Source organism: Melioribacteraceae bacterium (assembly GCA_019638015.1).
Taxonomy (GTDB): domain Bacteria; phylum Bacteroidota; class Ignavibacteria; order Ignavibacteriales; family Melioribacteraceae; genus JAHBUP01.
Map to the genome: position 1 here is coordinate 222097 of JAHBUP010000001.1, position 21429 is coordinate 243525.

Consider the following 21429-nt stretch of genomic DNA (forward strand, 5'->3'; position numbering starts at 1 on the left):
AGATCATGAAATTTGCCCCGCTTTTTTTATTAATATTAATTTTTAGCTGTACAAAAGAAATTCCCGAATCAAGCCGAAAAATATCAAAATCTACTCAAGAGAATAGTGTAAGGGAAGTGGTTGAAAATTATTTCTTAGCCTTTGATAATCAAGATATAGAAAGTGCGCTATTCTTTATTGATACTGAATATCAGGGAGTTGTTTATGATTCATCAGATATAATTGGCGCAGATGCTCTATTTGCTGAATTATCAAAAAACAAAAATTTATTTGAAGGTGGAAAGTGGAGTAATGAAATTGAAGAAATAATTGTGTCCGGTAGTATTGCTTATGTTAGAACAACGAGTTCGTTTTTGAAGTTTGACCCCATTGAAAAAAAAGATAATCCGGTTTATACTGAAAAGAGTTTTAGAATATTAAAAAAACAAAAAGATGATAGCTGGAAAATATTCCGCTACATTGCCGTTAATTCATTCACATATGATATGGATAATTAACTATAGCTGCCATTCGATGTGCTGCCACCAGCGGTACACCATCTCTTCTTCAGCGTCAAGTATTCCCGATATAGTAACGTTTTTGGGCAGTGGGAAATAGCTGGTTATTGCTTGATAAAGTTGTTGCCTTGGAACCATTGTCGTTTGAGGGATAAGGGCGAGTAAAGTTAAGATATCCTGTTCCCTAGAATATGCAATTATTTCTTTTATTGATTCATCGCTTCCATCTTCGAAATCAAATTTTCTAACAGCGTCAATCAGATTATTTGAAGCATCATATCGATACGGAGTTCCCGGGCGGAATCCCGGTCTAATTTCCGAAATATAATTTTCATCGATAAAATAACTTTTATCTAAATATTTCATTTCAAGGAAACCATATTCCACCGATACTCTGGCTTGATTTAGATCCCCTATATCTACCCGAAAAATGCCACTTCTGTCATATAAAAAAACGTCACCAACCTGAATACGTAAGTCGGGCATCGTTTCTGAATTTATAACCCGGATTTTACCATTTCTTAGCACAACACGATTATCATCATCCTTTGCTTTGTCGATAAAAAGATATGATACATCAAAAATTTCAAGAAGGCCAACTTTAGGAACGAGAACAACTACCGAAGACTGAGTATCGGTTTGGAGGCTCTCTCCTTGCGATACTGTACCGCTAAGGTTTTGTTCTCCATTAATGTAAATTCTCCCACTCAAGTTTTTTAATGACCAGGGGGAGTTATACTTGCTGTAGTCGTAAATAAAATATCCTAATAATATTGCTAGAAGAGGAAGTATTGTTAAGACAAAAGATTTTGGATCCAAGCTTTTTTTATTAAACCTAGGTTTAATTAATCGTGACACTGCAATTGCAGGAGAAGTCTTACTTTTTTTCTTAAGAATTGTTGTAACTCTTTTTTTATTTTCTTTTTCTACCTGCTTTATCTGTTTTTGAGGGATCGGTCTGGGCGGTTCCTTTTGCAAAGCACTCTTATCCGATTGTCTTAGTAATTCATCTTTGAATGCTAGTAAAATAGTGGGGGGTGCCTCAAACCACATTGGAAAATTGCGAAGCTTTTCAAAATAGATGGTTAACCTTTTATAATCGGTAAAGCAGTTGTCACAGACACGTAGATGATTTTCAATTTCGGATTTGGTGTAATCATCCAAAATCTCATCTACATAATCATGAATCAGTACTTTTACTTCTTCGCAATTCATATTCCAATTTTGCTCATAATTTGATGTCGCGTATTAACTACAATTGTTTTTATTTCATCAATAATTAAATCACTAAAATATTTTTTCATATTGTCGTATGAATACCCTTCAATGTCGTGAAGAACAAAAGCAATTCTTTCGGAAGGTTGAAGTGTTTGTATAAAAGCTTCAAGTTGTTGTATATCATCAATAGCAACAATGACCGATGGTTTTTTTATCTCTTCAGAGGTATATCTAGTTTTCAGTTCAAAGATAGCCATATAAATGCTGATGTTTTTCAACCATGTCCCAAAAGATACTCGCACATCATAATCTCTAACTCTATTCCAACCTTCAAGAAAAGATCGAAGTAAAACATCTTTTATCAATTCCTCATCGCCTACTAAACGTTTTATGGTAGTATAGATGGAATTAATAAAAATTTCCCAGAGGTCAATATACGCGCCTTTCCTTCCCTGCTGTGAAAGCTGAATTAGATAATTAACATAATTGGTGTTTTCGTCTTTCAACTGGATACCGTATTAATTTACAATTGTAATTTTAATGCCATTTTTATCAACCCGGGCAGTCACACGAATTTCACTAAAACCGTTTCGTCCTATTTCAGAACCGGTTCCACTAAAATCTACTCTATCAACACGCGCAATTGATTCAAATGATCCTGAAGGTATGCTTTTTAACCTATCAGGAATAGAGTATCCTAAATAAGAACCCCCTCCTCCTCCCTGTACATTCATCTTTTTATAATATTGCTGGGCGTCTATTCCTAAATTATAAATATGACTAACAATATTATCCCGATTACTCTCCTCGTAATAATTCTTTATCATATTCATGCCGGCATAGATTGATAATCCCACCACAATCAATCCAACCACAATGAGTAATAATTGTTGTGAACCCATAATTATCCTTTATATAAACTCAATAATTAAAGATGATGAATTGCCAGTATACACTAGTTGATGATAAAAATAAAAGTTCTCTTCTTCAAGTAAAATTAAGCTTTGATTTATCCTGCTCCAAATTTAAAAAGTAACAAATCTGTAAAAAATATTTATTTTTTATTCAACGATTATTGAGTAATTATTTAAAATGAAAACAATCCCCCTTTTATCAACTGTATCAATATTCCTTGTGGCTACGATTTCACTTTATTTAGGTACACATTTGTTTATTCCGATCTTGAATGAGGATTATGGATTGATACCAATTCTCAGTTGGTTTTTGACTGGGGGAATTCTTGTATTTTTACCTCTTTTTGTAATTGCCATTCTTCTCGCAAAAAAAGAAACAAGCTCAGCTGACTTTAAAACTATAGCTCATGCCCTAAATTTGAGTAGTATGAATAAACGTGACTGGAAATTCGCGCTTGTGGGATTACTGGCAACTTTTATCTTCTCGGCAATCATAATGTTATTTATCAAAAATAATATACAAAATTTTGATCCCTCACCCGGGTTTATGAAGTTTGATGGATTTACACCCGATCAGTATTGGATGATTTTGTTATGGCTTCCATTTTTCTTTTTTAATATTGTTGGTGAAGAATTGATGTGGCGTGGGTATATTTTACCCCGACAAAAAAATAGTTATAAAAGTTTAGTATTGCATTCCTTTTTATGGGGTGTGTTTCATTTAGCTTTCGGATTGGAATTATTAATAACTTTAATCCCCATTTTAATTATCCTTCCATATTCTGTTTATAAAACCAAAAACACATTGGTGGGAATTTTTATTCATGGGATTTTTAATGGCTCAGGTTTCTTATTGATAGCGTTTAATATTATTTAAAATCAATCGGATTTAATAATGAAAAAGATAATTTCATTTTTTATCACCATCACGGTTCTGCTCATGGTTAATTTATCAGCTCAGAATGTTTCAATTATACCGCAACCAAACAAAATTGAAATGAATGGGGAAGTCACTTCTCTAAAAACATATTCGTCAATTGATTATGATAGTAATAATCAAGAAATAAAATTATTGGCAGAATATCTTTCAAATAGTTTAAAGGAAACTAATAATGTAAAAATAGAGCCAATCAGTTCGAAAACTGTGAAGAAAAAACCCTTCATAAAATTAATTATTGATGAATATCTGCCCAATCCGGAATCATATAAATTAAATATAGAGAGGGATGAAATTACAATTTTGGGGAAAACGGGGGCTGGAATATTTTATGGAATTCAATCATTACTTCAATTATTAACTGTATCTGAGACCAGTAACGATACAGTTATTCCTATTGGAATAATTGCAGACTCTCCACGATTTACCTGGCGGGGAGCACATCTAGACGTTTGCCGCCATTTCTTCCCGGTAAGTTTTATAAAGAAATATATCGATATTCTGGCTATGTATAAATTGAATACTTTTCATTTTCATTTGACCGAGGATCAAGGCTGGCGAATTGAATTAAAAAAATATCCTAAACTAACTCAAATTGGTGCATGGAGAAGAGAAGCTGATGGATCAACATATGGAGGGTTTTACACTCAAGACGAATTAAGAGAGATTGTTGAATATGCCAAAACAAAATACATTACAGTAGTGCCAGAAATTGAAATGCCTGGACATTCTGTTGCCGCCCTATCTGCGCATCCTGAATTTTCATGCACCGGTGGACCATTTGAGGTGATAAATACATGGGGAGTATTTGATGATATTTATTGTGCTGGTAACGATCAAGTATTTGAATTTCTTCAGGATGTTTTGACAGAAGTTATGGAAATATTTCCTAGCAGGTATATTCATATTGGCGGCGATGAAGCGCCAAAGAAAAGATGGAAAGAATGTGAAAAATGTCAGGCAAGAATTAAAAAGGAAAATCTTAAAGATGAACATGAATTGCAGAGTTATTTTATTCACAGAATAGAGGAGTTTGTAAATTCGAAGGGAAGAATAATTATTGGCTGGGATGAAATATTAGAAGGGGGATTAGCCCCGAATGCCGCCGTAATGAGTTGGCGAGGTATTGAAGGGGGAATTGCAGCAGCAAAGTCGAAACACTTTGCGGTAATGAGTCCGGTTTCACACTGCTATTTTGATTATTACCAGGCAAAAAGTGGAGAGCCAAAAGCAATTGGCGGGTATATCAGTCTCGAAAAAGTTTATTCCTACGAACCGGTGCCCAAAGAGCTAACTGAAGAGGAGGCAAAATTTATTCTTGGAGCACAAGCAAATTTATGGACTGAATATATGCTCACAACAGAGCAGGTTGAATACATGCTTCTACCACGGTTATGCGCTTTAAGCGAAGTTGTTTGGTCAGCTAAAGAACAGAAGGATTTTCAAAAATTTAACGAGAGAATGAAACATCACTATAAATTACTTTCTGCTAAAGGAATTAATTACAGGGCGCCCCGTGAATAGAGTATATTCAGTATTTGTTTAGATTAAATCGATTTAATTGCTGTTAAGCTTTGATTAAGTTTGGACACCTTACAAAATACTCCACGGCCGAAATTTATTTAATCTCGCTTCGATCAGCTTTAAATTTTATCTCATACTTATTTAAATAATCATTTCTAAATAAGTTAAGATTCATTTTGATGCCGGGTGCTTTTACGGCAAAATTTGTTATATCAAGAGTATCAACTTTGTAATCGTTCTGAACGCAGTTAAGTAAGAATTTTGAGATTGACTTTTGCGCCTCTTTCTCCGAATCGTATGTTAAATCAACTTGAATTTGATAAACCCCGTCTTGATCAGAAATAAACGCCGCTCGTGATGATTTTGATTGATAGAAAACGCATTTCATTGATGGATTAGAAAGATCTTGATGTACTGGTTTCCCATATACCCTTAATACTTCTTTTACATCTTTACCAATCATTTCACAATATTTCATCTCTTGAGCAAAAAGCATACTCGACGCAAGTAAAAGAATAATTACAGTCAATATTAATTTTTGAGTTTGCATAGAATCCTCCGCAATTAAGTTGGTTCAAATATTTATTTTCGATAAATAATTTGCGCTGGAGGAAATAAATCGAATAATTATTAGAGTGGTAAGGCCGTGTCATATTTTTCCCCTTACTTAAGAATTGACCGGCAAAAGGACACACCTATTTTAATACAATTAAACTAATTCTTCAACAGATTTAAATATCGATTCGGGTTACAACGCCATGAAGTTTTTGATAGGGCAAATCCAAAAATTGTACAAAGTTGGATGAGATTTTTTTAATAAAGGCAAATACTTTTAACCACAACTTTCCGGTTTGAATATCATCAACTCCATAAAACATAACTTTGGATTCAATATTCATTTCTTTCAATACTTGGGGGATATTTAATTTCTCGAGATACCCTACTTGTATCTCCACTCCGGATAACCCTTCTGAAATATCAGGTACGTATAATTTCTGAACACCAAAAGGTTTATCCATTGTTATTACCGAGATCAGCACATTGTTTTCATATATAATATTGCCTCTGATTGTACTATGAACCATGTAAGGAGGAATCATATCTAAATTTTTTGCAAAGTAGGCGGCGGTTCCCGGTATTAGGTTGCCTTTTGAATAAAGCTGGTTAAAGCTTTCAAGATATGTATCTATTGGAAGAGAGCGAAACGATCTGAATACAGCCTTGTTGCCAAGTGCCCATATTAAAATTATAACAAAAGGTATTGCCGCAATTACTAGTGACCAAAAACCTCCATGTGGAATTTTACTAAACACCCCGGCGAGGAATAATAAATTTATACAGAAAACAAAAATTATTACATATCTCTTAATCTTCACTTTTTTGATATTGAATATGAAAATCATAAATAAAGAGTTTATAGTCATTGTTAGCATCACAGCAAGTCCATACGCCGCGGCAAGATTTGCAGACTTCTTAAATAAAATAATCATAAAAATTACCGCAACTAAAAGCATCCAATTAACTACTCCTACATAAATCTGAGATTTAAGATGCGTTGAAGTAAACTTTACTTTCATAAGTGGAAAAACGTGTGTTCTGATTCCCTGATATATAAGAGAAAATATAGCAGATATCATAGCTTGTGATGCTATTATTGTTGCCATAACTGTAAGTATTAGAAATGGGACATACATTATTTCTGATTGAGAGCGCACCATTTCAAATAATGCGTTAGTATGAAATCCATTTCTTAAAATAAAAGCTCCCTGCCCATAATAGTTAAATAGCAATGGAAGAAATACAATAAACCATGCCTTTCTAATCGGCTCTCTACCAAGATGCCCCATATCGGCATAAATTGCCTCTCCGCCAGTTGCACATAATAAAACTTCTGAAAGAATAAATATTCCCAGAAATCCATTTTCCAAAAGGAAGTGAATACCGTAGTGGGGACTTAGAGCAGCAAATACATTTAAACTCTGAGAAATTGAAATTAATCCGGTAATAAAGAGAGATGAAAACCATACTAACATTATTGGGCCAAATGAAGATGCTACTTTATCAGTTCCTTTCGATTGAATTGAGAACAAGCCGATTGTTATAGCAATAGTTACTAGTAATATTGTATTCTGAGAAATATCTCCAATACCTGGGATTAATGTTAATCCTTCAACAGCCGAAAGAATACTAATTGCGGGGGTAATTACACCATCACCCATTAATAAGGAAACACCTACATAACCGAGAAAAGTAATAAATGTTACCGGTCTCCCTTTTTTTAATGTACTAATTAAAATTTCCTTTAATACAATTGTTCCCCCCTCTCCCTTTGAGCTTAAGCTCATAGCTAAAAACACATATTGAATTGTAACAAGAATTATCAGCGTCCAGAACACAAGAGATAATATTCCTAAAATATTTTCGATGGTAGGTGGAGTAATAAGAAATATTACAGTGAGTGTATAAATTGGACTTGTGCCGATATCACCAAAGACAAGTCCCATAGCTTTAATTACGTCAAGAATAGATTTTTTTTGAGAGCTATTTGAAGGCATTTTAATTTAGTTGTTATTGGGAAAAAGGATCATATTGTAAAGAAAATCATTCCAGAACACTTAACCGAAAAAAAGTGTGTAGAATAAATACCCAACAACAGTTAGTACAGTAAGTCCTATGAGCGACATTAATAAATAAAAACCAATTGAATCTAAATTTTTCTTTTTCTCTTCATTCATTTAATAATTCCTTAATTCAATATTAACGGGTGTAAATATATTACTGAATGAGCACAATGTTCAACTTAAATCGTTATAGGAGATATTTCATTTTCTGAAGTAGCTACCGCTACTGCCACAGCGGCATCACCGGTAACATTAATAACTGTACGGCACATATCAAGGATTCTATCAACACCAATAATTAAAGCTATTCCTTCTTCTGGTATGCCCACAGATTTTAAAATTATCACAAGCATAATTATTCCAACACCGGGAACGGGAGCTGTACCAATTGATGCGAGAACTGCGGTAAATACTATTGTTAGCTGTTGACCTAAATTTAATTCCATTCCGAAAACTTGTGCAATAAATACAGAAGCAACACCCTGATAAAGCGCCGTTCCATCCATATTAATAGTTGCCCCTAAAGGAAGTACAAAGCTAGTAATACGCTTAGAAACCCCCAGTGAATCTTGACAAACTTCCATGTTTACAGGTAAAGTTGCCGCACTGGAACTGGTAGTGAAACCAATTGCCTGTGTACGTCTTAAAGCTTTAAAGAAATCTATTAATTTTATTTTAGTAAAAAATTTAACTATACCACCATATACAATTGTGCCTTGAAGTAATAATCCCACGAGGACAGTAATTGAATAACCAATCAATGTTTGCAGTATATCAAATCCAAATTGAGCAATTACCGAACTAATTAACGCAAATACACCAAGTGGAGCAATAATCATTACAACATCAACGGCACGAATCATAACTTCGCTAATTCCATCGAAGAAATTTATTACCGGCTCAGCTTTCTCTTTTTGTATCATTGTTAAAACCATTCCGAACATAACAGCAAAGAATACAATCTGAAGCATATCGGAACCGGCAATTGCTCCAAAGGGATTTCTGGGAACTATTCCAACAATAAATTCAGAAAAGTTAAAACCAAGATCTTTATCAATTGTATTAACAATATCACCGCTGTAGACAGAAAGAAGTCTTTCTTTGGTGGCGCTGTTCATCATCAAACCGGGTTGTACCAAATTAGCAAGTGTTAAACCGATTGTAATTGCAATTGTTGTAGTTGTAATGTAGAAGACAAGTGTTTTTGTTCCAATCCTCGCGAATCTCTTAATATCTCCCAAACTTGCCGCGCCTACAATTAGAGAAGCGAGTACTAATGGAACGGCTATCATGTTTAAAAGCCTAATAAAAATATCGCCGATCCATTTAATTGATGTAGCCGCGGTACCTTGCTTGGCCACCGAAATAATATTTCCCGAAAAAACTTTTTTTGCTGATTTAGATTCGGCCCCATCAAAATTACAATCATAAAAAACTATGCTGAATTTTTCATTCGCGGAAATTAATTTTTTTGAAGTATTTATTATTTCGAGTTGAGATATTTTTGAGTAAACTAAAGTGTCGGTAAGAGTAATTATTCTGGCAGTTTCCCAATCCTTTACTGTCCCGGTTTGAATTTTTTTGTCAACTCTAGTTTTAATTTCGAGCAGGTGAGAATCTACATTAAAGAGTGAACCAAAAATAGAACCAAGAATTAATGCAATTAAAATTTGATTGTGGAGCTTTGGCATTTTTATTTTTTTCACTAGCCAGCCATGTTTTTCTTTTTTAATGTCCTGTATAGTATTACTGCCATTGTAAGAATAGTTATTGGAATTACAAAAATCATCATTACATTATTGAATAATGGTAGCATATCGTGATTGGTTGAATCCATTATCAAATAAGAAGTGTATGCCACATAATAGAACAGAAAAACAAATCCTTCCCAACGGCTAATTGAATTACCTGTGAAAAATATTGGGAGACATGCTATTGCAATAGCGGTCATTACAGGAATATCAAAACTTATTGCTGATGGTGCAACATTAACACCGGATGGCGATATTATACTTGTCAAACCAAGAATACATAAAAGATTGAAAATATTGCTTCCTACAACATTACCAACAGCAATATCTTTTTCCCCTTTAAATGCAGCAACGACCGATGCGGCAACTTCGGGCATTGAGGTTCCGGCGGCAATAATGGTTAAACCGATAATTAACTCACTTACGCCAAAACTTTGAGCGATTTTTACCGCGGATTCAACCAATAAATCGGATCCATATATTAATAACGCAAGTCCAACTATTACGAACAGTATATTTAATATTATTTGTTTAGCTGATTTATCTTTAACCGAATACTCTTTAGAGTATTCCTCTTCTATAGCTTTAGATTCTTTACGGCTTTGGATTATCAAAAATACTATGTAGGAGATCAGTGAGCCAAAGAGGATAAAGCCTTCAAATCTTCCTATTAATCCGTTCAATCCGAAAATATATACAAGAACGGAAATACCAATCATAATGGGTACATCAATTTTAATAAGCTGTTGATTAACGATTAGAGGGGCAATTATAGCGCTTAAACCTAAAATAAAAAGAACATTAAAAATATTGCTTCCAACAACGTTGCCGACGGCAATATCCGGTTGTCCATTAAATGTTGATTGTAAACTCACAGCAAGCTCGGGGGAGCTGGTTCCAAATGAAACAACCGTTAAGCCAACAACAAGAGGTGAAATTCCAAGTGAAGAAGCAATGCGCGATGCACCTTTAACAAGTAGATCGGCGCCGAATATTAATAATGCTAATCCTGCTCCTAAAATTAGGAAGGTGATTAAATCCATTTAACCCTTTCAATGAAATTATTTTTTGTGTTTTAAAATCTCCTTATTAAAGTTAATAATTTCAGCAACATTATCCGAAATGTTATCGGTCTTGAATAAAAGATTCAGAAAGAGTAAGTCGGCTCTAACTTTTGAATTACTTTTCTTAAATTGACCATCCTGCTTCTTATTAAATTTCTTTATCGATTTTTTTATGTCGTCAATCTTTTCGTTTAAGTCTTCAAGTTTAGATAAATCCTTTTTCTTTAGTTTAGTATCAGCTATTTCAAGCTGTGCTGATAAAAGGTTTTTTAATTCTTTAAAGTCATCTTTTTGGTCTTTAACTAATCCCGAATGATTATTATCTAAATGAATAAATGCGTTTTGCGCAATATTCTGCATTGAGGTATAAATCTCTTTAATTGAAATGATTGCCTTGCCAAAATTTAGTTCTTCTGAAGCACTATGCTCCTCAATAAAATATGTTCCCTGAAGCATTTTGGATATTATTAGATCGCCATGATTTTCCAATTCTTCAGTCTGTTTAATAGCTTTTTTCGCTTTCTTTCTATTTTCATTAATTACTGATTGATAAATATCATCATAAACTTTTTTAATAATATCTAAATAACCTTTAATATCCTCGGCAATGGATTCGAATAAAGCATGTTTTTCTTCAAACACAACCGAGGTCGCATCTTTTTTCTCGGAGACTTTTTCTAATGAGCGATGTTTCATATTTGAGCGGATAATTAAAAACACTGCTAAACCAACAATTACAAGTGTAGCCGGAAGACCGCCAAAATACATAATTGTACAAAGAATACTTGTACTTATAAATGCCAAAAGGGCTGTTAAGAACCAACCTGCAATTACCGTCAAAACACCATTTACGCGGAAAACAGCGCTTTCTCTTCCCCATGATTTATCAGCAAAAGAAGTTGCCATAGCTACCATGAATGTAACATATGTAGTTGAAAGAGGTAATTTATATGCGGTCCCAAGTGAAATTAAGCTACTGGCTACCATTAAATTTACTATCGCGCGAATGTAATCGAATGCGGGACGATCTTTTTTATCAAATTTTGAGTAATCAATTTTTGTTAAATCAAACCGGGTTTGAATTCTATTATAAATTGTCGGGGGAATAATTCCTTTGATAGAATGCCCCAAATTAACTGAAGCTCTAACAATTGATCGAGCAAATGCTGAGGATTCAAACTTCTCATAACCCTCAAACTGTCTTCCTAAATTAATTTCGGTTTTAGTAACAGATCTTGCCTTTTTATTAAACCATAGAGTCCCAATCATTATAAAGCCGGAAATTGTAAGTATAAGAGTGTCGGTTTGAACCGGATCACGCAATGCTTCCATTGTCATATTTCCGGGATCTGAACTTATAGAAGCTGTTTGAAAAGCGCTTAATCCCGCAAGTGGAACTCCGATGAAATTTACTAGGTCATTTGCCGCGAAAGCAAGGGCAAGGGAAAATGTACCTGCTAATACAATCGGTTTTAATATGTTGATGTTTGTAAACCAAAGCAATAATTGCAGAACAACTGTCCAGAAAACAATATTTACTCCAATAAACAAACCTGTGTTTTCTGTAACAAACTTAACAACATCGGTGGGAATAAATGAAGCACCCTTAGCTCCTTTAACAAAAATAAAGTAGGTAATTGAAGTTAGAGCAACCGATGCCCAAATTGCGCCGTAACGCTTCAATCTTGATTCAAAATCAAATGTAAATATTAACCGGGAAATATATTGAACTATAGATCCCACAAAAAACGATATAAATACTGAAAGAATTATTGCTGTAAAAATACCAAGTGCCCTTGCGGAATTAATATAATTACCAAGTTCGCTAAAACTTTTTCCTTCAGCGTCAAGCTTTAATAATGCTACTGCAATACTGCCGGCAAAAAGAGAAGAAATTAAAGAAACGGTGGTTGAAGTTGGTAAACCAAATGTATTAAATAGATCAAGAAGCAATACGTCGGTGAACATTACCGCAAGAAAAATTACCATTACCTCATTAAGCTTGAACATTTCCGGATTAAAAAATCCCGAACGTGCAACCTCCATCATTCCGCTTGAAAAAAATGTTCCGGCAAGCACTCCTGCACTTGCTACTATTAAAATAATATGCCTTGGAGCAACTTTGGAACCAAGAGAAGAATTTAAAAAATTAACTGCATCGTTTGCAACCCCCACTACTAAGTCGGATGTTGCTAAAATGAATAAGATGATCACCAAAAAAAGATACGTTTCCAATTAGACCTCAATATTTCTTATTGTCAATTTATGTAGGACTGCAAAACAAGTATAATGATGTCCTTAAATTTATTGATATTTATTGTTAAGACAATGTTAAGAAAATGTTAACTCTAAGAAATATTTAAATTATTGTAATTATTCTTTTGAGAAAATCGGCTCATTTCTTAGTTTTACCTCAATTAAAAGGAACCTAATGTCTTCTCGTCCCCCAAAAGATCTTGTTAGAGGATTAAGTCTTACAGCCGCTGTGATGATTGTCGCTGGCAGTATGATTGGTTCAGGTATATTTCGAAAACCCTCCTCAATGGCCGAACAGCTTGGATCCCCCGAATTAATGATATTTGTATGGGTAGCCGCCGGATTAATAACTTTAATTGGAGCTTTAATTAACGCTGAAATTGCCGGAATGATTGATTCGACCGGAGGACAATATATTTATTTTAGAAAGATGTATGGCGACTTTACAGCATATCTTTATGGCTGGTCAATTTTATCGGTAATACAAACCGGAAGCCAGGCAGCTATTGCTTACGCTTTCGCAGAATATTTGGGTTACTTTTTTAAATATCCTCAGCTATCAGAACAATGGCAATCTTTTTCATTTTATATGCCCCTTGTGGGTAAGATATATCCATTCATCGACTTTGGTACAAAGTTTATCGCGATTGCATGTATTATGTTTTTAACCGGAGTGAATTATTTAGGAGTTGTTTTTGGCGGACTTGTTCAAACAATAGTAACGTATGTTAAAATTGTCTCTATACTTATGATATCTTTTCTTATTCTAATCTGGGGTGATGGCAGTTTCTCAAATGTTTACACCGGCTTTAGTACAACCTCCGGTAATTCGGCAAATATGATTGTAATGATTGGTTTATCGTTTGCGGGAGCTTTTTGGGCGTATGATGCCTGGAATAATTTAACTTTTGTTTCGGGTGAGGTGAAGAACGCGGTTAAAAATGTGCCGCTGGGGTTGATATATGGTACTATTATAGTTATTGCTGTTTATGTTTTGATAAATGTTGCATATCTGTATGTAATGCCAATTGATGAAATGGCAAAATCTCCTCTGGTGGCCGCTAGTGCCGCAGAAAAAATATTTGGTAGCAGCGGAGCTTCTATTATTTCTATTGCGGTAATAATTTCAACTTTTGGCGCTTTAAATGGAAGTATACTAGCTACTGCGCGCGTTCCATTTGCAATGGCAAGAGCAAATTTATTTTTCAGCGGTATGGGAAAAGTGCACCAAAAATATGGAACTCCACATATTAGTTTGGTTGTGCAGGGGGTTTGGTCATGTGTTCTTGTTATGTCAGGTTCATTTGATACAATTACTGATTATGTAATTTTTGCTTCCTGGTTGTTTTATATGATGGGGGCGTTCGGTGTATTTATTTTAAGAAAAAAGATGCCGGATGTTCATAGACCCATTAAAGTTTGGGGCTATCCATATACTCCGGCAATTTTTGTGATCTTTTCGTTTTTCTTTCTGATTAATACAATTATATCAGATACTTCAAACGCAATGATGGGATTGGTGCTAATTATAAGCGGTCTTCCATTTTATTTTTTCTGGAAATATCGTACAAAGAATCAAAAATTATTTTAAAAATTTTTCTTGGTATCTAATAATAGATTCGTCGATTACTTTGTATGCTTCCTCTTTCCCCGCAATTTTTTCTACAATAACATTCTTATGTTCAAGTTTTTTATAATCCTCAAAAAATCGTTGAAGCTGAATCATTGTATGAGGGGGAAGATCTTTTACATCTTCTATATAATTAACCGAAAGGTCATTTTTTGCTACTGATATAATCTTTTCGTCTCTTTCTTCATTATCAATCATTTCCATAACGCCAATAACTTTTGCCTCAATAAGACAGAAAGGATCAACATCCACTGAACAGATTACTAAAATATCTAGCGGGTCATCGTCATCGCTCAATGTTTGAGGTATAAACCCGTAATTTGCAGGATAGTAAACTGCCGAAAATAGAACCCGATCTAGTTTTAATAGGCCGCTTTCTTTATCCAACTCATATTTTGCCTGAGAACCTTTTGGAATCTCTATAACTGCATTTACAAAACTTGGAACTTCTTTTCCATAGCTTACAGTGTGCCATGGGTGAAATCTTTTTATTTCCATAATTAATTACCTTTTTCCTTTATACTAATATGCGAAGAATTTATATTAATTTTTTTATTAAATATAGAATAGAAATAATAACAATTAATCACTTGAATCTTTTGATATACAATTTCATCTAACTAATTAAAATTGAGGAAATATGGCTACAAAGAGCGCGGTTGTAAAGCATATTAAAGGTGTTACCTTTATGGGAAAAGCAGATTCAAACCATTGGATTACAATGGATGGTCCGGAAGAATTTGGGGGAAGCAATGCCGGAACTCGCCCTAAAGAACTTATTTTAATTGCGTTAGCCGGATGTTCGGGAAGCGATATTGCTGTTATTCTTAATAAGAAGAAGATTAAGTTTGATTCCTTTGAAATGAACATCTCAGCTGAAATGCAGGAAACTCATCCCCAGATATATACGAAAATACATCTCGAATTTGTTGTGTATGGTAAAAATATTCCGGCCGAAGCAGTTGAAAGAGCAATTGAATTATCGCAAAAAACTTATTGCAGTGTTACGGCAATGTTGAATAAATCTGTGGAAATAACACACTCTTATAAAATTATAGAGCCTTAACTGTAAGATTTTAATTCTATTTATCTAATTCAAAACAGGTATTGCAGCAATTGTGGCAATACCGAAATCTATTGTTCAACTTATTGAAGTTATAGATTTTCATCGGGAATCAATTTTCTTCCCGCGAAACCTTCGTTAGCTTTATGATAGTACAAAATTTGATCTTCATCGCTTCGCCAACACAATTCAACTTTTTCCCCATTTAATATTGCTGGAAAATCAACCAATCCAACATCAAAACTCCAATCTTTATAGTAACACCCAATATCACGCAGCTCATTTATATAAACGTCGATCTCATCGGCTAATTTGGCAACTTCTTCATTTCCCTCAATTTTACCACCTAACGATTCGGCTATAGTTCTAACCTGAAACGCGTTATTTAGTATATCTCTAACAATTTGTTTAACGAGCGGTAAAGTTTTTTGAGCCTCCGCACGTGTAAAATATTTAGTTTCTGTATTTTCCATTATGATCTCATTGTGTGCGATTAATTTGTAATTGATAGTATAACAATCTCTGCTTATCTTCAGTTCGCAATATAGCTAACGAAAATAATTTTTATTTCATTTGTAAGATTGTTACTCGACCATTTCGGAAGTTAAAACTGGAAGAGTAAAAATTTCTTCTTGTTACAAGTACCAATAATTGATTTGTCTTTATTTAATAAAAATGACGAATCTGAAATTAGAAGAAAGGCATTGAAGTATGAAAACGAATAAAAAGTATGGTAAAAAAGTTGACCTTGCCCTAAATACATGGATTAAATTGGCGCGGGCGTTTTCAACAATAAATAAAAAATCTACAGAGAGCATCAAAAGGTTTGGATTAACACAACCTCAATTTTCTGTAATTGAAGTGTTGGGGCATCTTGGTCCATTAAAAGTTGGGGAGATTTGTGAGAAAATGCTCGTGAGCGGGGGCAATATGACGCTTGTTCTTGACAACATCGCGAAATTGGGATATATAGAAAGAGTTCATGATTTAAATGATAGAAGAGCTATTCAAGTTCAATTAACGGCAAAAGGAGCAGAACTTTTTGATAAAATATTTGCTCCACACGCAGAATTTATTAGCGAAACTATGTCGGTACTAACAGCAAACGAACAAAAAGAATTGGGAATTTTATTAAGGAAGTTGGGGACAACGATACGATAGAGTTAACCGAATTGAAAAATTAATCAGCGAATGGAATTATATAAGCCGGATTAACGAAAAACCTACTTTCAAATCATACCCATAAGTGCTAATTTTACTCACACCAAATTTATTGAAATGGAGAAGTTTATGGCTGTAATTAGACCTTTTAATGCATATAGAGCAAATCCGTTGGTTGCTCATCTTGTTGCAAGTGTACCGTATGATGTAGTTAACAGAGAAGAAGCCGCAAATCTGGCAAAAGGCAATCCAATAAGTTTATTGCGTGTAACTCGATCTGAAATCGAGATGGATGAAAATATTGATGTGTATTCTCCGCAAGTATATGAGAAAGCAAAATCAAATTGGGAACGTTTAAAAGTTGATGCACCGTTAATTCAAGAAACTGAACCTCATTTTTATATTTACAAATTAACAATGGGAAATCATTCGCAAGTAGGAATTGCGGCAACTTTTTCAGTTGAAGACTATGATAATGATGTAATCAAAAAACATGAAAAAACTAGAAAAGTAAAAGAAGATGACCGCACAAACCATATAGTAACAACAGAAGTACAGACCGGAGCGGTATTTTTAACTTATAAGGCGGTTTCCTCCATTGATAAAATTGTAAATGATGTGATGAAGAAAAATGAACCCATCAATAACTTTTCATCACCCGATGGAATTAAGCATGTTGTTTGGATTGTTCCTCAAGAGCAAAACGATATAATTGCTAATGAATTTAAGTCGGTTCCAAGTCTATATATTGCTGATGGTCATCATCGCGCGGCAAGCGCAAGCCGTGCACAAAAAGTTAAAAAAGAACAAAACCCTAATCATAACGGGAGCGAAGAATATAATTATTTTCTTGCGGTACTTTTTCCAGCTGATCAATTAAAGATTCTTCCCTATAATAGAATTGTTCATGAATTGAAAATGAGCAAAGAAGATTTTATTAATAAAGTAAAAGTAAATTTTCAAATTGAAGAGGGTACACCTACTCCATCGGAAAAGAAAACTTTTTCAATGTATATTGATAACAAATGGTATTCGCTAAAACCAAACAGCAATATAAAGGTGGCTGATACAATCGGTGATAACTTAGATGTGAGTATTCTCCAAAATTATTTGCTACATCCTGTACTTGGTATTGAAGATCCCCGCACTGATACTAATGTCGATTTTATTGGGGGAATTAGGGGTACGGAAGAATTAGAGATGTTGGTAAATAATGGGAAAGCCGCCGTTGCTTTTTCTTTGTATCCGGTTACATTAGATGATTTAATTAATATATCGGACGCGGGAGAAATAATGCCCCCAAAATCAACCTGGTTTGAACCAAAATTGAGAGACGGACTTCTTGTTCATGGAATTTAATCGGTAAAAATTTTTATAGAAAACAAAATGGAGCAAAAGATGGAAAAAAGAATTTATAATCTCAGCGCGGGTCCCGCTATACTTCCCGAAGAAGTTTTGTTGGAAGCACAGAAAGATTTATTCTCTTACAAAGGAAGCGGTATGAGCATTATGGAGATGAGCCACCGTGGAAAAATATTCGATGGAGTTATTAAAGAAGCCGAAGCTGATTTAAGAAAACTATTAAGCATCGGTGATGATTACGCAGTATTGTTTTTGCAGGGAGGAGCAACACTTCAATTTTCGATGGTACCGCTTAATTTAATGCCGCCGAAAAATAAAGCTGACTATATTATTACCGGTTCATGGGCTAAAAAAGCGGCTAAAGAAGCAAAGAGAGTTGGTACCGTTAATGTTGCGGGTTCATCTGAAGCAGATAATTTTTCTCATCTTCCAAAACAATCTGACTTAAAACTTGATGCTGATGCCTCATATGTTCACTTTACTTCGAACAATACTATTTATGGCACACAATATAAAACTGAACCAGAAGTGGGAAATGTACCCCTAGTTTGTGATGCTTCATCAGATTTTCTTCATAAAAAAATAGACATTAATAAATATTCACTCATTTATGCCGGTGCGCAAAAGAATATTGGTCCATCGGGTGTTGTGGTTGTCATAATCAAAAAAGATTTGCTGGAAAGATCATCAGATTCTCTTCATACATATATGAATTACAAAATTCATGTTGAAAATGATTCAATGTATAATACACCTACTACATTTGGAATTTACATAGCGGGATTAGTATTTAAGTGGTTGCTGAATATGGGTGGATTGGAAGCAATGTACAAACTTAATCTTGAGAAAGCAGGAATCCTTTATAACGCAATTGACTCAAGCAATGGTTATTACAAAGGTACAACAGCAGTTGATGATCGTTCATTAATGAATGTTACTTATCGTTTGCCAAATGAGGAACTGGAAAAGAAATTTATCGATGAAGCAAAGAAGAAGGGTTTCGAAGGTTTGAAAGGTCATAGAATTGTTGGGGGAATTAGAGCCTCAATTTATAACGCGTTCCCTAAAAAGGGGGTTGAAGATTTAGTCGCATTTATGGAAGAGTTCAAAAAGAATAATTAAAAAATGAAATAAACATTTTCTAAACATGCCGGGTAGCTCCCGGCATATTAATATTATTAATTATGAAAAAAATTATCTTGCCATTAGTTCTATTAATTTTAACGATTGGATGTTCAGAAAAAAAAGAAATTTTTGAACTCTATTCGTCGGAAGCTTTCGCGTTTTATGTGGATGAAGGTTGGGAATTAAACGCTAGCTGTAGAGTTAAGGGATTTGTTCAAAAGGAAATTGGTGGCAAGTATTCAGCAAAACTCTCCTACTCTGTTGATATAGTTGATACTGATGGTAAGGTTATTAAAAATGTTGATGAGGGTTTGGTTGATGAGAAGGCGGACGAAGAAATTTCTGATTTGCCGATTAATGTGCAAATTCAAATTGACTCCTCTTATTCCCCCGGACTTTACCAAATTATAATTTATGTTAGAGATGATTTTGGAAATCAAAACTCCTCTATTCAAAGAGAGTTTGAATTAGAAAGCGAATAATATGAGTATTTACACTTTAGTTTTTATTCTAGTTACAATTCTTGTAATTGCCGGACTAGGATTATTTGGATTGCTAATCTCAAAAATTGACAGATGGATTGATAAACGAGAGAGGCTAGGCAAAGAGAGTATAAAAAAAGAAAAGTCGGACAACATTAATTAACTTTTATTTGCGCACCACACCATCTTTTTTCACCACAATGATTTTTTATTGATCCCGCCACTAATCTCCAAAAAATTTTCTCTTTGCAAAAACTGCCGGACTAAATAACTTTAACTTTTTTACTCACCGAAATTAGTATCATATTCTTTTCTACCAGGTTAATGGCTTTTTGAATATCCTTATAAAGTATCCGATCCTTTTTTAAAGGAGGAATACTTTTTCTAATCACTTGATATGCAGCATTTGTGCCGATGCCACATTTAAGCGGTTTTAGAAATTCTACTCCTTGTGCGGCGGTGAGCAGCTCAATCGCAATAACTGTTTGAACATTTTTTAGAATCTGATAACATTTGCGCGCTGCAATTGAACCCATTGAATTATGATCTTCTTGATTAGCAGAAGTCGGTATAGAATCTACACTAGCGGGATGAGCAAGTGTTTTGTTTTCGGAGACTAGTGCCGCCGCGGTATATTGAGCTATCATCAATCCCGAATTTAACCCGCCTTTTGTGGTTAGGAATCTAGGCAATTGACTTAATGACCCATTAACCAATCTCTCAATTCTGCGTTCAGAAACGTTTGCCAATTCAGATAAAGCAATAGACATAAAATCCATTACCAATGCCATTGGCTGCCCGTGGAAATTTCCCCCTTCAAGAAAATCCTGCTCGTCCGGAAATATCAATGGATTGTCGTTAACAGAATTTAACTCCACTTCAACTTTTGAGCAGACATAATTTATAGTATCACGTGAGGCACCATGAATTTGTGGTATGCAGCGAAGTGAATAAGAATCTTGAACACGCGAATCTCCGGTGATATGAGAAATTCGTATTTCACTATTTTTTAATAATGATAACATATTCTGAGCAGTTGCAATTTGTCCGGGGAATGGTCGTAATTTATGTAATCGTAAATCATAAGCTTTGTCTGTCCCTCGCAGTGCCTCGTGTGAAAGAGCGGCAGAAATATCGGATGTTGAGATTAATTGCATTGCTTTAATACAAATCCATGAGGCGTAAGCGGTCATCATCTGGGTGCCGTTAATTAACGCTAACCCTTCTTTGGCTTGTAGTACAACAGGAGATAATCCAAATTTATTTAATGCACGCTTTGAATCAAGAATCTTTGAAAGAATTGCCTTTTCATCTAATACATTTTTTATAATCTGAACCTCACCTTCCCCAATCATTGCAAGAACAAGATGCGATAATGGAGCGAGATCCCCGCTTGAACCAACTGAACCTTGAGAGGGAATTACCGGAATAATATTATTGTTAAGCATATCGAGCAGCAGTTGGACAGTTTCCAAGCGTATCCCCGAATGTCCCCTAGCAAGAGCATTTGCCCGAAGAAGCATCATAATTTTAACTATATGTGGAGGAAGATTTTCTCCGACCCCGGCCGAATGACTAATTATTAAATTTCTCTGAAGTTCTTGAATATCGCTTTTTGAAATTTTAACATTGGCAAATTCGCCAAAGCCTGTTGTAACCCCATAAATAACTTTATCATCTTTAATCCATTTTTCAATAAGGTTGCGTGATTTTTTAATTCTTCTTTTGGCTTCGGAAGAAAACTCCACCTGAACACTTTGTTCGATAAACATCTCAATCTTTTTCAGCGATAATGATTTGCCATCAATTATCAATTTCATTCTA

The 21429-nt window shown here is 34.4% G+C and carries 21 protein-coding genes; 10 read left to right on the top strand and 11 right to left on the bottom strand.

What is annotated here, in order from left to right; genetic code table 11:
* Positions 1-5 precede the first annotated feature (5 nt).
* On the top strand, positions 6-497 hold the full coding sequence (locus KF816_00935) for a nuclear transport factor 2 family protein (protein ID MBX3006566.1): 492 nt from the start codon (positions 6-8) through the stop codon (positions 495-497).
* Here the strand turns inward: KF816_00935 and KF816_00940 are convergent, their stop codons facing one another.
* The 3 genes from KF816_00940 to KF816_00950 are packed head-to-tail and all read right to left on the bottom strand — an operon-like array spanning position 498 to position 2617.
* Positions 498-1712 carry a zf-HC2 domain-containing protein gene (locus KF816_00940; protein ID MBX3006567.1) on the bottom strand — a complete coding sequence of 405 codons (1215 nt, stop codon included), beginning with the start codon at positions 1710-1712 and terminating at the stop codon, positions 498-500.
* Positions 1709-2221 (bottom strand): hypothetical protein, encoded by a 513-nt coding sequence (locus KF816_00945; GenBank protein MBX3006568.1) that lies wholly within the window; start codon positions 2219-2221, stop codon positions 1709-1711. Before KF816_00945 ends, KF816_00940 begins: the two co-directional genes overlap by 4 nt.
* 12 nt (positions 2222-2233) lie before the next feature.
* Complete coding sequence (locus tag KF816_00950; GenBank protein ID MBX3006569.1) at positions 2234-2617, bottom strand: hypothetical protein; 384 nt, start codon at positions 2615-2617, stop codon at positions 2234-2236.
* Between the two features lie 190 nt (positions 2618-2807).
* Between KF816_00950 and KF816_00955 the strand changes: the two genes are divergently transcribed.
* Positions 2808-3506 carry a CPBP family intramembrane metalloprotease gene (locus KF816_00955; GenBank protein ID MBX3006570.1) on the top strand — a complete coding sequence of 233 codons (699 nt, stop codon included), beginning with the start codon at positions 2808-2810 and terminating at the stop codon, positions 3504-3506.
* Positions 3507-3524: 18 nt separating this feature from the next.
* Entirely contained in the window at positions 3525-5090 is a 1566-nt protein-coding gene (locus KF816_00960) for a beta-N-acetylhexosaminidase (protein ID MBX3006571.1), read from the top strand.
* Between the two features lie 94 nt (positions 5091-5184).
* Here the strand turns inward: KF816_00960 and KF816_00965 are convergent, their stop codons facing one another.
* The 5 genes from KF816_00965 to KF816_00985 all read right to left on the bottom strand — a co-directional run bounded on the left by KF816_00965 (position 5185) and on the right by KF816_00985 (position 12761).
* Complete coding sequence (locus KF816_00965; protein ID MBX3006572.1) at positions 5185-5640, bottom strand: hypothetical protein; 456 nt, start codon at positions 5638-5640, stop codon at positions 5185-5187.
* Between the two features lie 181 nt (positions 5641-5821).
* Complete coding sequence (locus KF816_00970; protein MBX3006573.1) at positions 5822-7645, bottom strand: KUP/HAK/KT family potassium transporter; 1824 nt, start codon at positions 7643-7645, stop codon at positions 5822-5824.
* A 245-nt stretch (positions 7646-7890) separates the two neighbouring features.
* Positions 7891-9417, bottom strand: coding sequence for a dicarboxylate/amino acid:cation symporter (locus tag KF816_00975; GenBank protein ID MBX3006574.1), 1527 nt, complete (start codon positions 9415-9417; stop codon positions 7891-7893).
* Entirely contained in the window at positions 9417-10505 is a 1089-nt protein-coding gene (locus KF816_00980; protein MBX3006575.1) for a calcium/sodium antiporter, read from the bottom strand. Before KF816_00980 ends, KF816_00975 begins: the two co-directional genes overlap by 1 nt.
* Before the next feature lie 18 nt (positions 10506-10523).
* Positions 10524-12761 (bottom strand): inorganic phosphate transporter, encoded by a 2238-nt coding sequence (locus KF816_00985; protein ID MBX3006576.1) that lies wholly within the window; start codon positions 12759-12761, stop codon positions 10524-10526.
* A 196-nt stretch (positions 12762-12957) separates the two neighbouring features.
* Between KF816_00985 and KF816_00990 the strand changes: the two genes are divergently transcribed.
* Entirely contained in the window at positions 12958-14373 is a 1416-nt protein-coding gene (locus KF816_00990) for an amino acid permease (GenBank protein ID MBX3006577.1), read from the top strand.
* Here KF816_00990 and KF816_00995 read toward each other — a convergent pair.
* Positions 14365-14910: an inorganic diphosphatase gene (locus KF816_00995; protein ID MBX3006578.1), complete on the bottom strand. Its 546-nt coding sequence runs from the start codon at positions 14908-14910 to the stop codon at positions 14365-14367. The two genes, KF816_00990 and KF816_00995, sit on opposite strands and share 9 nt — an antisense overlap.
* A gap of 142 nt (positions 14911-15052) precedes the next feature.
* Between KF816_00995 and KF816_01000 the strand changes: the two genes are divergently transcribed.
* The gene (locus tag KF816_01000; GenBank protein MBX3006579.1) at positions 15053-15478 is read left to right on the top strand and encodes an OsmC family protein; all 426 of its coding nucleotides are present in this window, start codon (positions 15053-15055) and stop codon (positions 15476-15478) included.
* Between the two features lie 89 nt (positions 15479-15567).
* Here KF816_01000 and KF816_01005 read toward each other — a convergent pair whose 3' ends face one another.
* Entirely contained in the window at positions 15568-15948 is a 381-nt protein-coding gene (locus KF816_01005; protein ID MBX3006580.1) for a DUF2203 domain-containing protein, read from the bottom strand.
* A gap of 238 nt (positions 15949-16186) precedes the next feature.
* Between KF816_01005 and KF816_01010 the strand changes: the two genes are divergently transcribed.
* The 5 genes from KF816_01010 (at position 16187) to KF816_01030 (ending at position 19768) form a co-directional block, all read left to right on the top strand.
* Positions 16187-16636, top strand: coding sequence for a MarR family transcriptional regulator (locus KF816_01010; GenBank protein ID MBX3006581.1), 450 nt, complete (start codon positions 16187-16189; stop codon positions 16634-16636).
* Positions 16637-16765: 129 nt separating this feature from the next.
* Entirely contained in the window at positions 16766-17995 is a 1230-nt protein-coding gene (locus tag KF816_01015; GenBank protein MBX3006582.1) for a DUF1015 domain-containing protein, read from the top strand.
* A 39-nt stretch (positions 17996-18034) separates the two neighbouring features.
* Entirely contained in the window at positions 18035-19120 is a 1086-nt protein-coding gene (gene serC / locus KF816_01020; protein ID MBX3006583.1) for a 3-phosphoserine/phosphohydroxythreonine transaminase, read from the top strand.
* A 62-nt stretch (positions 19121-19182) separates the two neighbouring features.
* Complete coding sequence (locus KF816_01025) at positions 19183-19605, top strand: hypothetical protein (GenBank protein MBX3006584.1); 423 nt, start codon at positions 19183-19185, stop codon at positions 19603-19605.
* Between the two features lies 1 nt (position 19606).
* Complete coding sequence (locus KF816_01030; GenBank protein ID MBX3006585.1) at positions 19607-19768, top strand: hypothetical protein; 162 nt, start codon at positions 19607-19609, stop codon at positions 19766-19768.
* Positions 19769-19868: 100 nt separating this feature from the next.
* On the opposite strand, the gene hutH is transcribed toward KF816_01030, so the two are convergent.
* Complete coding sequence (gene hutH / locus KF816_01035) at positions 19869-21425, bottom strand: histidine ammonia-lyase (GenBank protein ID MBX3006586.1); 1557 nt, start codon at positions 21423-21425, stop codon at positions 19869-19871.
* Between the last annotated feature and the right edge of the window lie 4 nt (positions 21426-21429).